15 protein-coding genes and 1 other annotated feature (1 of these 16 only partly in view) are annotated in these 13,834 nt (G+C 45.8%); of the genes, 1 reads left to right on the forward strand and 14 read right to left on the reverse strand.

The genetic code is table 11. The features are described from left to right. Positions 1-9: 9 nt before the first annotated feature. Positions 10-705 (reverse strand): 5'-methylthioadenosine/S-adenosylhomocysteine nucleosidase, encoded by a 696-nt coding sequence (mtnN, locus tag MY7_RS11115; protein ID WP_007612774.1) that lies wholly within the window; start codon positions 703-705, stop codon positions 10-12. A 20-nt stretch (positions 706-725) separates the two neighbouring features. After that, on the reverse strand, positions 726-1,367 hold the full coding sequence (locus MY7_RS11120) for a class I SAM-dependent methyltransferase (RefSeq protein WP_007612780.1): 642 nt from the start codon (positions 1,365-1,367) through the stop codon (positions 726-728). Positions 1,368-1,550: 183 nt separating this feature from the next. Here MY7_RS11120 and MY7_RS11125 point away from each other — a divergent pair, with 183 nt between their 5' ends. Next, a complete protein-coding gene (locus MY7_RS11125) occupies positions 1,551-1,754 on the forward strand; it encodes a YrzA family protein (protein WP_007612782.1) in 204 nt (67 codons plus the stop codon). A gap of 39 nt (positions 1,755-1,793) precedes the next feature. Here the strand turns inward: MY7_RS11125 and MY7_RS11130 are convergent, their stop codons facing one another. The 12 genes from MY7_RS11130 to alaS all read right to left on the reverse strand — a co-directional run bounded on the left by MY7_RS11130 (position 1,794) and on the right by alaS (position 13,686). Continuing rightward, on the reverse strand, positions 1,794-2,510 hold the full coding sequence (locus MY7_RS11130; protein WP_014418462.1) for a YrrS family protein: 717 nt from the start codon (positions 2,508-2,510) through the stop codon (positions 1,794-1,796). Positions 2,511-2,573: 63 nt separating this feature from the next. Then, a complete protein-coding gene (locus tag MY7_RS11135; RefSeq protein WP_029326055.1) occupies positions 2,574-4,328 on the reverse strand; it encodes a peptidoglycan D,D-transpeptidase FtsI family protein in 1,755 nt (584 codons plus the stop codon). A 53-nt stretch (positions 4,329-4,381) separates the two neighbouring features. Then, positions 4,382-4,855 carry a transcription elongation factor GreA gene (gene greA, locus MY7_RS11140; RefSeq protein WP_003152766.1) on the reverse strand — a complete coding sequence of 158 codons (474 nt, stop codon included), beginning with the start codon at positions 4,853-4,855 and terminating at the stop codon, positions 4,382-4,384. A 253-nt stretch (positions 4,856-5,108) separates the two neighbouring features. Then, complete coding sequence (udk, locus tag MY7_RS11145) at positions 5,109-5,744, reverse strand: uridine kinase (RefSeq protein ID WP_003152763.1); 636 nt, start codon at positions 5,742-5,744, stop codon at positions 5,109-5,111. Positions 5,745-5,750: 6 nt separating this feature from the next. Next, positions 5,751-7,019, reverse strand: a complete 1,269-nt coding sequence (locus tag MY7_RS11150) for a peptidase U32 family protein (protein WP_007612788.1) — start codon at positions 7,017-7,019, stop codon at positions 5,751-5,753. 17 nt (positions 7,020-7,036) lie between these two features. Next, entirely contained in the window at positions 7,037-7,966 is a 930-nt protein-coding gene (locus MY7_RS11155) for a peptidase U32 family protein (RefSeq protein WP_007612791.1), read from the reverse strand. Between the two features lie 6 nt (positions 7,967-7,972). Next, positions 7,973-8,626, reverse strand: a complete 654-nt coding sequence (locus MY7_RS11160; protein ID WP_007612793.1) for an O-methyltransferase — start codon at positions 8,624-8,626, stop codon at positions 7,973-7,975. A gap of 151 nt (positions 8,627-8,777) precedes the next feature. Next, entirely contained in the window at positions 8,778-9,869 is a 1,092-nt protein-coding gene (mltG, locus tag MY7_RS11165; protein WP_007612795.1) for an endolytic transglycosylase MltG, read from the reverse strand. A 110-nt stretch (positions 9,870-9,979) separates the two neighbouring features. After that, positions 9,980-10,261, reverse strand: coding sequence for a DUF1292 domain-containing protein (locus MY7_RS11170; protein ID WP_003152751.1), 282 nt, complete (start codon positions 10,259-10,261; stop codon positions 9,980-9,982). A gap of 12 nt (positions 10,262-10,273) precedes the next feature. Beyond that, entirely contained in the window at positions 10,274-10,690 is a 417-nt protein-coding gene (gene ruvX, locus MY7_RS11175) for a Holliday junction resolvase RuvX (RefSeq protein WP_003152750.1), read from the reverse strand. Between the two features lie 8 nt (positions 10,691-10,698). Then, positions 10,699-10,965: an IreB family regulatory phosphoprotein gene (locus MY7_RS11180; RefSeq protein ID WP_012118070.1), complete on the reverse strand. Its 267-nt coding sequence runs from the start codon at positions 10,963-10,965 to the stop codon at positions 10,699-10,701. Positions 10,966-11,049: 84 nt separating this feature from the next. Further along, complete coding sequence (gene alaS / locus MY7_RS11185) at positions 11,050-13,686, reverse strand: alanine--tRNA ligase (protein WP_007612802.1); 2,637 nt, start codon at positions 13,684-13,686, stop codon at positions 11,050-11,052. A gap of 80 nt (positions 13,687-13,766) precedes the next feature. Further along, positions 13,767-13,834: a binding site (T-box leader), on the reverse strand; it runs 140 nt beyond the window's last position.

A 13,834-nucleotide genomic window follows, 5' to 3' on the forward strand; every position in this document is an offset into this window, starting at 1 on the left:
ATCCCCCGCTTAGTGAATTCGTTTGATGACATTCAGGACAAGCTCAGTTGAATGAACGGCAGCCTGTTCTAAAAATTTATCAAATGAAACGTCAGATTCTTTTCCGGCAATATCAGATAAAGCTCTGATGACAACAAAAGGCGTTTTGAACTGGTGGCACACCTGTGCGACAGCCGCAGCTTCCATTTCAACCGCGTACAAATCCGCAAATTTGGCGCGTACGTCTTCAACCCGCTTCGGATCATTCATAAAAGAATCTCCCGTTGCGATTGTGCCTTTGGCGACTTGAATGCCGTTCAGTTCAGAAACCGCTTCCTCAGTAATGCTGATCAGCTTTTCATCAGCTTTGTATGCTGCCGGAAGACCCGGCACCTGTCCGTATTCATAGTCAAACGCCGTCACATCCACGTCATGATGGCGGACATCTGTTGAGATGACGACGTCGCCTACATTCAATGTATGATGAAAACCGCCCGCTGAGCCTGTGTTAATCACATAATCAGGTTTGAAACGGTCAAGCAGAAGCGTCGTGCTGATCGCCGCGTTGACTTTCCCGATACCTGATTTCAGCAAGATGACTTCGATGCCTTCATAGCTGCCAGTTGTAAACTCACAGTGAGCGATCATCTCTTGTTTTGCGTCTTTCAGTTTGCTTCTTAAAATCGTAACTTCCTCTTCCATTGCTCCGATGACTGCCAGTTTCATTTATACACAATCCCTTCGATTTACCGTTTAATCGCCTCCATTATCCAGACAAAGTCATTTTGCTGCGTAAACCGCGCGGCAAATCCCTCTTCTGAAAAGATGTTTTTCATTGTCGCGAGTGTCGGATAATGTTCCGTCTTTAAATCGTCCGCTAATTGATGATAGCCCTTTCGGCTTGCTTTTTGAATGGCTTCATTATAAGCTTCATGATCTTTAAAGACAGTATCGGCAAACACTATTTTATCATGCTTCTGAAGGATTGCGCCATACTGCTTTACAGCCGTTCGCTTTTCTTCATCGGTTAAATGATGAAAGGCGTACGAGCTGACGATGGTATCTATTTGAAAAGGCGGAGCGGGAAACTCCAGAAAATCTCCGTCACTGAACACGGCTTTGTCAGAAAGCTTGTCAGCCGCCAGTTTTCTCATTGACGGAGACGGTTCTACACCAAACACCTTTTTGTGCGCGGCGGCTAATTTCGCCGTTAAATTCCCCGTTCCCGGTCCGAACTCTAAAACGTTTGAACCTGAAAGTGCGACAATGCTGTCAAGAATATTGTCATATCCTTTAAAAACAGCAGCATATTGTTTGTCAGCCCCGTGCACTGTGGCGTCATAAGTCGCAGCCCAATCTTCAAATAAAGGAATAAATTCACGGCCCATATTTTTCACTCTCCATATTTTATAATTCCTATGAGTATAGTATGGATTAATCGTGGAACAGTTCCTATCCTATCACAAAAAAGAATGGAAGGGTACTAAAATACTTTGGGATTATTGCGCAATTACGGCAGAAAGGCTTATACTTTCATTGACTCAGAAGAAAAATCAGGAGGATCTGTACTGATGAATTTTCAATTGGATTTAATCAAAGATAAAGTAGAATTTTTCGAAGCGACATCTTTGCAGGAGCTTGAAAAGAAAATAAACGTTCAGATTGAAAACAACCAGGCGATTATGCTTCGCGTCCGTTCCGTATCCCATCAGGTGACGGCCGTTGACGGCAGAATCCTTTACAGCGCGTCGGTGCATTTTTCAGCTGACGTATGACAGAAAAAAGCAGCTGAATAATCAGCTGCTTTTTTGCGGTTATTTTAAGGTTTCTACTTTTGTCGGCTTCCAGCCTTTTTTGTCTTTCCAAGTGATGGTGACCTGATACTTTTTGCCGTTCGTTTTGTCTAAAACTTTACCCTTCGCATCTTGCGGACTTCCATTGTTTCCGAGCCACAGCACTGTCATATGGTCTTTTGACACGCCGGTTGCGTAAGAGATGGCGTCAAGCATTTCGGCCCAGTCTTCAGAGCTTGAGTCATACGTCGCCGCATGTTCTCCCGTCTGCTTTGTGCCGACCGCTTTCCATTTTGGGTTAACAATTGTTTTCTCGACATCGCTTGATGAACCGCCCTCTGTTATTTTTGCGCCTTTAAAAGGATCGCTTGAATCAGAGTCTTTTTTGCTGCTGTCATCACTTTTCGATGAATCATCGTCTTTTTTGCTGTCAGAGTCTGAAGATGAATCAGATGTGTCCTTATCCTGTTTATCTTTTTTGTCATCGTCTGATGCCGTATCTTTTTTGCTGTCTTTTATGTCTTCATCCGATGTCTGCTTCGTCTTGCCTGATGCAGGTGTTTCCTGCTTCTGGCTCGTGTCCGCTTTTTCGCTCACGTCGCCCGACGGACTGTTGATGAAGAGGCTGACGGCAACGACGACAATAAGAATAGATACGATAGCAATTAAAATGTTAAGCACCATATTTGCTTTTCTGCGCTTATCACGGTTTTCAAAACGAGATTGTTTATTGCTCAATCATTCTGCACTCCTTTATCCCTCTTGCTCAGCATATATTTTAACATGGGCTGAGCGGTTGTTCTATGTCTGATTTATTTCATTTTCATGTACCTTTTTAACAATATCATAAAACACTGTATTTGTCAGAGCCTTATCCCCCGGCGTGTCCATGTGCAGCACCACGAGAGCGTATTTCGGCTTGTCCGCGGGAAAGTATCCCGCAAACCATTTGTGGTAAAGCGTCTGTTTTTCTTTTGTGAACATTCCCGTCTGGGCCGTTCCCGATTTGCCTGCTATCTCATACGGCAGATCCTGAAACCTTCGGCCGGTTCCTTTCGGTGAGGTGACGACTTCTCTGAGAATTTTTTGAAGCTGCTGCGCCGTATATTTGTCGATGTTTTCCCCTTTTAACGGCTGATCTTTGAATGACGCCATCGTCGTTTTGTTTTTGTATTCAATTTTGTCCGCGATTTTGACTTGTTTTTTTTCACCGCCGCGCGCGATCGCCGCCATCATATTGGCGACTTCAAGCGGCGTGACTTTCACGTTTTTTTGCCCGATCGCCGTCTGTGCGACGGCTTTTTTTACGGTTTTGTCTTTGTCATCTCCCCAAATGACCCCGTTTTTTTCATTATACAGCTGCCTGAATCCGTCTTCCCGGTACAGCTTGCCTTCCCAGCCCGCCCGCTGGGTGAGACCGAGTTTTTCCGCCATGTTTTCAATAACGGAATCATCTTTTTTGATCAATTTTTCCGCAAGACTTGTAAACGTATAATTGCAGCTTTGGGCAAAGCTTTCTCCAAAACTGAGCGTGCCTTTGTCATCCCCCGGCTCTCCGTACAGGTTGAGATTGCAGTTAAAGGATGTGCCCGGCTTCACTTCGTTTTGTTCTATTGCGGCTGCGGCGATCACCGTTTTAAATACTGATCCCGGATAAATCGGCGTCAGCATGTAATTTTGCAGTGTCTGCTGCTTTGACATGTCGGCGTCAGGCTTTGATACCATTCCGAGCACACTGCTTTTTTCAATGTCTAAAAGGACGGCTCCCCCCTTTTTTAACCCGCGGTCTTTCAATACATCTTCCATTGCTTTTTGAATATTGCGGTCGATGGAGGTTTTGACTTGCAGCGGATAAAACGCGTTTGCTTCAGCCGTATATTTGACGTCCATTCCGAATAAAGGGTTTCCCCTTCCGTCGACATGATACAAAAGTTTTGTGTCCTGATCCGCAAGTAAAAACTCATCAAACGTCCGCTCCATCCCGCTTGTCCCGATTTTTGCCGTGATCGGCAGTTCCTTCCTGCCGGGGTATTTCTTTTTCAAAAGCTCAGGGTCCTGGTTTGTCGCGCCCAACAAATGAGCGGCTATGTTTGTTTCTTTGCTGTCTTTCATATATACGCCGTAAATGCCGGGATATTTCAAAGAATTGATATTTGACACGGATTGTTTCGTCAAATGTTTTATTTTTCTGCTGTTCAGGACCACCGGTTTTTTTGCTTCCGTGAGCAGCTGCCTGAGCTCCCCCTGTTTCATTCCTAGAATGTCTGATACCCGGTCAACCGGCCAATCCTGCGTCACGAGAAAAGGAAACAGTATGACGGCAGGCTGCTTTTTTCCGGTCAGTTCTTTGCCGTTCCGATCAAGAAAAGAGCCGCGTCCGTCTGAAATAAGGACTTCTTCCGTCCGCTGCTTGACGCTTTCCTGAATCAGATTAATATTGGATTTTGAAAAAGATTCTGTGAAAAACAGCTGAATTTCAGCCAGCCTCGCAAGCAGAAAGAAAAACACGAGCAGAAAACAAATCACGGCCGCTTTCAGCCTTTTTGATACGATCATAAAAAAACACCTCATCCACATTTTGGACGAGGTGTTTCATTGTTAAACGGATCTTATGAAATTTTCACAATTTTCACGAGCATTTCTCCGCCCGGCGTCTGAACTGTCACTTCTTCGTCCACTTTTCTGCCGAGAAGGCTTTTGGCGATTGGCGAGTCGTTTGAAATTTTCCCTTCAAACGGATCAGCTTCAGCGCTTCCGACAATCGTGTAAGATTCTTCTTCACCGTCGGGCAATTCGATGAATGATACGGTTTTTCCCAAACCGACTACATTTGAACCGCCGTCGTCCTCGATGATTTTCGCATTGCGGATCATGTTTTCAAGCGTCGTGATGCGCCCTTCCACAAATGCCTGTTCTTCTTTTGCAGAATCATACTCAGAGTTCTCTGACAGATCTCCGAAGCTTCTTGCGATTTTAATGCGTTCTACTACTTCTTTACGTTTAACCGTTTTCAATTGCTCTAATTCTTGTTCAAGTTTTTGTTTTCCTTCGTGAGTCATCGGAAAAACTTTTTCTTGTGCCATGTTCCTTCACTCCTTGGTGGTTGTCCCTCAACAATAACGTGTGATTATGTATGAGAGCATAAACGAAAAAATCAAGAATGAGAACACAGGGCAGTCCTCGTTCTTCTCTCCCATATAGGTACTGTTTATCTTAAACTGAATATGTGTTTTCTGCAAATGTTTCGGTTTATAAACAGGGAAAGAAGGGAACTGTCTCATTCCCTTCCAGCCTATACATAATATGGTCTGAGTTATTTATGTCTATGCTATGGTATTACAAAATTGCATTTTGTTCAAGGATCGTTTGAATCTTCGTGACCATCAGATCAATCGCGACGTGGTTTTGCCCGCCTTCCGGAATAATGATGTCCGCGTAGCGTTTCGTCGGTTCAACAAACTGATTGTGCATCGGTCTGACGACGGACACATACTGCTCAATGACAGAATCGATTGAACGGCCTCTTTCGTTAATATCTCTCATAATCCGTCTGATGATACGGAGATCCGCGTCCGTGTCGACATAAAGTTTCATATCCATGAGGTCGCGAAGCCTTTTATCTTCGAGAACGAGAATGCCTTCCAGAATAATGACATCCTTCGGCTCAACCGGAATGGTTTCCTCAGAACGCGTATGCAGTTTATAATCATAAATCGGCTTTTCTATCGGCCGGTAATTCAAAAGCTCTTGAATATGCTCGATTAAATAGTCATTATCAAATGCGAGCGGGTGATCATAGTTTGTGTTCAGCCTTTCTTCAAACGGAAGATGACTTTGGTCTTTATAATAAAGGTCTTGCTGGATCATTAAAATCGAGTGTCCTTTAAACTGTTCATAGATGGAACGGGTGACGCTTGTTTTTCCTGATCCGGAACCTCCTGCGATGCCTATAACTACAGGACTCTTACCCATTGGTGATTACTTCCCCTTTCTCATCATGTTGCTCGGATAAATCTTTTTGTCTACTTTAAATGTAACGATTTGCAGGGGATGGCGGGCAGCATCAAGCTCGTTTCCGTCTTCGTCCCAAATAGTGCCGATTGTGAATGTGAAATTGTCGATTTCAGGACCGAAAAATTCCACTTCGTCACCTTGTTTAAAGAAATTGCGCTGCTGGAGCGTCACCATTTGAGTTTCCTCGTTATACGCGAGCACGAGACCGGCAAAATCAAATGTTGTTTTCTTTCCGTGTTCACCGAACATCTGCTCTTCATACCCGGGCGTGCCTTCAAAGAAAGCAGGCGCGGTATCCCGGTTTGCACATTTGTCCAGCTCATCCAGCCATTCTTTTTGAATGACAAAGTTTTCAGGATCAGCGCAGTATGCGTCGATGACTTTGCGATACACGCTGACAACCGTCGCAACGTAATGAATTGATTTCATCCGGCCTTCAATTTTCAGGCTGTCGATGCCCATCTCGATCATTTGCGGAATGGATTCAATCAATTTTAAATCTTTGGGGCTCATCGCAAACGGAGCGTCTTCTTCGCCATAGAGCGCGACCGCGTTTGCACCGTCTGTCTGATACAGGTCATAATCCCAGCGGCAGGACTGACAGCAGCCGCCGCGGTTGGAATCCCGGGCTGTCATGTGATTGCTCAGCACGCACCGGCCTGAATAAGCGATACACATGGCGCCGTGGATAAAGGTTTCGATTTCAATATCCACCTTTTCCTTCATTTCTTTAATTTCCAGTCCGCTCGTTTCACGGGCAAGCACCACGCGGTCAAGCCCTTCTTCTTTCCAGAACTGCACCGCTTTCCAGTTGGAAAGGGACTGCTGTGTGCTGAGGTGAATTTCTACGTCCGGGGCCACTCTCCGGCATGTTTCAATAATCAGCGGATCAGCGACGATAATTCCGGCAACTTTTGCGTCTCCCAACGCTTTTAAGTATTCTTCCAGACCGTCCATATTTTCATTATGGGCGAAAATGTTTGTTGTCACATATATTTTTGCCCCGTATTTTTTGGCAAATTCTACGCCCTCTGCGATTTCTTCTATTGAGAAGTTATCCGCATTTGAGCGGAGTCCGTATTCCTGTCCTCCGATAAAAACCGCGTCCGCTCCGTAATGAACGGCAATTTTTAATTTTTCAAGGTTTCCTGCCGGAGCAAGGAGTTCAGGTTTTTTCGTAATGACGCGTTTTCCGTTTACGACTTTGGAAATGGTTTGATTTACGGCTGTCATCCGTTGCACCCTCCTTTTTAATAGACCGTTTCTTTAAAGAAGAATCCTGTGTCGATGCTTCTGTTCACAGGCTGAATGCTTTCAATCCGCTCTATCCAGCTCTCTTTTTTCTCTTCGTATGTCTCTCGGCTTTCGAAGCACAAATCGATTGCTTCTCTGTACATGCGGGTCACTTCAGTTAAGTATTCAGGAGACTTTAAAACTCCGTCGATTTTGAAAGAATCGATGCCGGCGTCCATCAGGTCCTCTAATTCATCAATCATGCACACATCGTTCGGGCTCATGATGTGCGTGCCGTTTTCATCTTCAAAAATCGGGTATTTATTGCCCCGTTCCTTGTCATGCAGAAACATCCCCGCTTCTTTTTTCTTCTGTTCGATGTCCATGACTTTACCCTGGTATTCGAAGTAATGGCCCACTAAAGAACGCTTCGATTGGAACATGCACGTCATGCCGTGGATTTGAATTTCAATTTCCACTTCGGCGTTTTCTTTTATGTCAATGATGCTGTCCATATTTAATTCCTTAGCCAGCACTGCCCGCCGTGCGCCTTTGCGTCCCCAGTAATTGCAGGAGTAGTAGTTGGTTCCCGTTGTTTCCGTGCTCCAGTGCAGTACAAGCTCGGGAGCCGCTTCACGCGCCGCCATTAAAACGGCCGGATCACCGAAAACAGCCGCATCAACGCCGGCCTCCTGCAAAAAGGCAAGATAGCCGTTCAGCTCGTCCACTTTTTCGTTGTGAAAAATAGCATTGACGGCGGCGTACACTTTCGCGCCTTCCTGATGAGCTGTCTTTACGGCTTCTTTTATATCTTCTCTTGAAAATTCACCGGCCAGTCTCAGGCCGTATCTCTGTTCTCCGACTAACAGGGCCGTTGCGCCCGCTTGAATGAGCGGAAGAATATCCTGTACAGAAGTCGGAGTCACCAAAAGTTCAGGTTTTTTCATGATCCTTCACCTCTTCTTTTTACTGATGGCGATGCCGTCTCCGACCGGCAGTATGACCGTTTGATAGTCAGGCCGGTCCATCAGCCATTGGTTATATTGATCAATTTTTTCAACAAGCTTCCGTCTTCTTTTCGGCTCAATGTCCGAGTGATTTTGTGCCACCAGCCCTTTAAACAGAACATTGTCCGTAAAAATGACTCCATCCGGCGCAAGCATCGGTTCATAGAGCTCAAAAAAGTTCGTGTACTGGCCTTTGGCCGCGTCGATAAAAATGGCATCATAAGGAGCCGTGACACGGACAGACTCAGAAAGTTCCAGCGCATCCCCGTGCATTACGTGAATCCGGTTTTCCATTTCAAAGTCTTTTATATTGTTCACAGCTTCTTCATAGCGTTTGTCGTCCCGTTCAATCGTGTAAATATTCGCATCCGGAAGCTCAAGCGCCATCCGTATGGCGGAATATCCGATTGCCGCTCCGATTTCCAAAATGTTTTTCGCCTGTTGAATCGACAGCATTTGAAGCAGCACTTCAATGCCCGCTTCTTCCATAATCGGAACATGGTGCTCTTTTGCATAGGCTTCAAGCTTTTTCACTTTATCAGGCCGAGGCTTCAGCATCGCGTTTATATACTCGTTTATTTGTTCATACCGATCATTCACGGCAAACAGCCTCCGTTCTAAAAAGGAGTGCCCCTGACGAATCCGCGGGGACACTCTCTTAAGACACTTCTTTATCCATAAGTAAACAACCCGATATATTTTATCATAAAACCTTTCAGAATGGAATAAAAGGAGAGCTTTTGCCCTCCTTTTATTCGCTGTCTTTTTTGGAAATATACTTTTCCTTCGCTTTATTATGGTCTTTTAATGTTTTGGTGAAAACGACCTCGCCGTTTGATTTTGCAAGGAAATAAAGATAATCCGTTTTGTCAGGGCGGAGAGCCGCTTCCCATGATGAATCGCCGGCATTTGCGATCGGTCCCGGCGGCAGCCCCTTATGTTTATACGTATTAAACGGAGAATCAATTTTCAGGTCTTTGTAGTAGACCCGGCTTTTATGCTTACCTGCCGCATATAATACCGTCGGGTCAGTCTGCAGCGGCATTTTTTCTTCGAGCCTGTTGTAAAAAACGCTGGCGATTTTGTGACGGTCGGCTTTGGCGGTGGCTTCTTCTTCAATAAGCGATGCCATCGTCAGAGCGTTATGGACGGAAAGTTTCTTTTTTTCCAGTTCAGATTTATACGTTTCGATACGGGTGTTTGTTTCCTGAACCATTGCCGTCAAAATCGTGTCAAGCGATGCATCCGGATCATTAAACGGATATGTGGCCGGATACAGATAGCCTTCGAGCGGATGCTTGAGCTTCTTGTTTGAAAGCGCGTCCGTTATCGTATCAGGAAACTGTTTTTTCAGTTTGCCGATGAATGTTTTGTCATCCAGTTTCGCCATGATCTCTTCTTTTGAATATGATGTTTCTTTTGCGATCGCATCCGCAATCTGTGTAAGCTGTTTTCCTTCAGGAACGGAGATCTGAAAGGCATACCCCGTTGATCCCGCGGTCAGTTTTTTGATAATCGCATCCGCATCCATTCCTTTATTCAGATAGTAAAATCCCGCCTGAAATCCGGAAGCGCCTTTATACTTCACATACAGCTGAAATGCTTTTTTGCTTTTGATGACATGCTGGTCCTCAAGAATTCCAGCGATTGCCGAAACGGAAGAACCGCTCGGAATATTAATATTGACTGCCGTTTTGCTGCCTTTGTCAACCGGGGACAGCAGGGATTTTCCATAGAAAAAAGCACCGCAAATGATGATAAGCAGAGCGATCACGGAGGACAGTATTATCGTCGTTTTTTTGTTTTTACGCGGAAATGAATTTTTAGTCTGATTGATATTCATACAAGTATTTTCCTCCCAACAGCTCTTATACTACATGATTCATGTGCATTCGGCAATTTATTACAAAAAAAAGCCGAAGCGCATATGCGCTCCGGCTTTTTCTGTTCATTTTATTCTTCGTCTTCTTCCGCTAAAAACGTGTTCAGCGTTTCTTCGATCATTTCCCACTCTTCATCGGTTTCAATCGGCATCAGTTCGCCGTCTTCACCGTTTTCGTTCGGTTCGAAGCTTGAAGCGTGAATTTCGATTTCATCATCGTCTTGAGCATCAATCGGATAATAAAGTACGTAAGATTTGTTGAATGTGTCGTTTTCAAATGTGAACAGCACTTCGCAAAGCTGTTCGTTGCCTTGATCATCGACAATTGTAATGTGTTTTTCGCCGTGTTCCATTTTTTTCACCTCTTAGTTTAAACTGTCCAGATATCCTTGAAGGATCATGACAGCCGCCATTTTATCAATGACTTTTTTTCGTTTTTGCCTGCTGACGTCAGCAGCGATCAGCATTTTTTCAGCCGCCATCGTGGTCAGACGCTCGTCCCACAGCACAACAGGGACATTGTACGCTGTTTCAAGCAGTTTCGCAAATGTTTGGCTGGCTTCGCCTCTCGGACCGATCGTCCCGTTCATGTTTTTCGGAAAACCGAGCACGATCTTCTCTACATTATAGTCTTTCATCAGCTCGGATAAACGGTCCAGACCGTAATCTCCTTCAGCCTCATTTATTTTTATCGTCTCAATGCCCTGAGCGGTCCAGCCCATTTCATCGCTTAAAGCTACGCCGAGTGTTTTCGTTCCAAGATCAAGTCCCAATATTCTCATGAATGTATTTACGCCTCTTTATGCTGTTCTAGATAGGATTTTACCAATTCCTCGATTAATTCGTCACGTTCCAGTTTGCGAATTAAGTTCCGGGCGTCGCGATGCCTAGGAATGTATGCAGGATCTCCAGACAGCAAGTATCCGACAATCTGGTTGATAGGATTGTACCCCTTTTCCTGAAGCGCATCATATACCGTATTCAGCACTTCTTCGACGTTTGTTTCAGCAGAATCATCGGAGAAATTAAATTTCATCGTTTTATCAAACGAGCTCACCGTTTTGCACCTCTTTCCCAAATTCGCAGGCAAAGTTCAGCCTGAGGTCCTCATCTTATCATCATTCTACACTAGTTGAAAGGATTATAAAACGGATTTTATCCAATCTTCCGCAGATGCGAGCGCCTCTTCCAATTTTTCAGGCTGCTTTCCGCCGGCCTGCGCCATGTCCGGACGGCCTCCGCCTCCGCCTCCGCAGACTTCAGCCGCTTGTTTGACCATTTTGCCGGCATGAAGGCCTTTTTCGATCAGGTCTTTCGTCACGCCTGCTGAAAGGTTGACTTTCTCGTTTTGCACGGCGCCGAGAATGATGACCGCAGAACCGAGCTTCGCTTTCAGATCATCCACCATAGTGCGAAGGTGGTTCATGTCTTTCGCATTTACTTTTTCAGCCAGCACTTTTACGCCGCCGATGTCTTTTACTTTAGACAGAATGGCTCCGGCTTCCACATTGCCAAGTTTGCTGAGCAATGATTCATTTTCTCTTTGCGCTTCCTTCAGCTCCGCTTGAAGAGACTGAATTCGCTTCGGTACGTCTCTTACGTTTGATTTCAGCTCGTCCGCAGCGTGCTGCAGAAGGCTGAGCTGGCTGTTCATTTCCTGATAAGCGCCTTTTCCTGTTACGGCTTCGATTCTTCGCGTCCCTGCGCCGATCCCTGATTCGGATACGATTTTAAACAGACCGATTTCTGCCGTATTCGTGACATGGCATCCGCCGCAAAGCTCAAGGCTGTAATCTCCGACTTGTACGACGCGGACGATATCGCCGTATTTCTCGCCGAACAGGGCCATTGCGCCCATTTCTTTCGCTTCATTGATCGGTTTCAAATCAATCGCTACCGGAATGCTCTCCCAGATTTTTTCGTTGACGATTCCTTCAATGCGTTCAAGTTCTTCTTTCGTCACTTGACCGAAATGAGAGAAGTCAAAACGCAGGCGATTTTCGGTAACGAGTGAACCCGCTTGGTTGACATGTGTGCCGAGAACGTCTTTCAGCGCCTGGTGCAGAAGGTGGGTTGCCGTATGGTTTTTCACCACGCCGCTTCTCATTTGATCTTCAACTTCAGCCGTCACGCTTGCATCTTTTTGAATCGTGCCGCTATCCACCGTGCCTTCGTGTACATGCTGACCGTTCGGAGCTTTTTTCACGTCTTTAATGGTTACGACAGCCTGCTCGCTTCTCAGCACTCCTCTGTCACCGATCTGTCCGCCGCTTTCAGCATAGAAAGGCGTTTTGTCAAGAAGGATTTGGACGGTATCCCCTTCATGCGCCTCGCTGATTAATTGCCCGTCATGAAGAAGCTCGATCACCTTCGCTTCAGTTTTTACGGCACTGTAGCCGACAAATGTGCTTTCGGCGGTAATATCGCGCAATGCGCCGCCCTGCACCTGCATGCTTCCTACATCTTGGCGCGCATTTCTCGCCCGTTCACGCTGTTTTTCCATTTCGGCTTCAAAGCCTTTATGGTCAACTTTCATGTGCTCATCTTCCGCGTATTCCTCCGTTAATTCAACCGGGAATCCGTACGTATCGTACAGTTTGAATACGTCTTTTCCGGAGATGATGCCGCTGCCTTTTTCCTTCTCTTTCTTTATCACGTCGGATAAAATGGCCAGACCTTCGTTTAATGTTTCGTGGAAGCGCTCTTCCTCCGTTTTGATGACTTTGGCGATAAACTCTTGCTTTTCTTTCACCTCCGGATAGAAAGCGTCCATAATTCCTGCAACAGTCGGTACCAGCTCATACATAAACGGACGGCTGATACCGATGGTTTTCGCGTATCGCACTGCCCGGCGCAAGAGGCGTCTCAGTACATACCCGCGCCCTTCATTTGAGGGCAGAGCTCCGTCGCTTACCGCAAATGCGACCGTTCTGATATGATCGGCGATCACTTTAAAGGCCGTATCCTTCGCTGCATCCTTTCCGTAAGCATCTCCGGAAATGCGCTCTGTTGCTTCAATAATCGGCATAAACAAATCAGTGTCAAAGTTTGTCGGAACGTCCTGAATCACGGAGACCATCCGTTCAAGCCCCATGCCCGTATCGATGTTTTTCTTCGGAAGCGGTGTGTATGTGCCGTCCGGGTTGTGGTTGAACTCTGAGAATACCAGGTTCCATACTTCAAGATAGCGGTCATTTTCGCCGCCCGGATACAATTCAGAATCTGACGGGTCATTGCCGTATTTCTCGCCGCGGTCATAGAAAATTTCCGTATTCGGTCCGCTCGGGCCTTCGCCGATATCCCAGAAGTTCCCTTCCAGACGAATGATTCTTTCTTCCGGAACGCCGATTTTTTCCGCCCATAGCGTATAAGCTTCTTCATCCTCAGGGTGAACCGTTACAGACAGCAGCTCCGGATCAAAGCCGATCCACTTTTCGCTCGTTAAAAACTCCCATGCCCACGTGATGGCTTCTTCTTTAAAATAATCACCGATGGAAAAGTTTCCGAGCATCTCAAAGAACGTGTGGTGGCGCGCCGTTTTCCCCACATTTTCAATATCATTTGTACGGATTGATTTTTGCGCGTTTACAATTCTCGGATTCTCCGGCACAACACGGCCGTCAAAGTATTTTTTCAGCGTCGCAACGCCGCTGTTGATCCATAATAAAGACGGATCTTCATGCGGAACCAATGAGGCGCTCGGTTCAACGGCATGGCCTTTTTCTTTAAAGAAATCTAAAAACATTTGACGCACTTCAGCAGAAGTTAAGTGTTTCATCTATATTCCTCCTTATCACTACCCGAAATTCTCTTTTGCGACAGCAAAAAAGCTCTCTCCCTATGCAAACCATGCGTTCACACAGGGACGAGAGCTGTCTCGCGGTACCACCCTGATTACAGGCCGAAAAAGGCCTGTCACCTTTCAT

It is taken from the genome of Bacillus sp. 5B6 (assembly GCF_000259405.1).
Classification (GTDB): Bacteria; Bacillota; Bacilli; order Bacillales; family Bacillaceae; genus Bacillus; species Bacillus velezensis.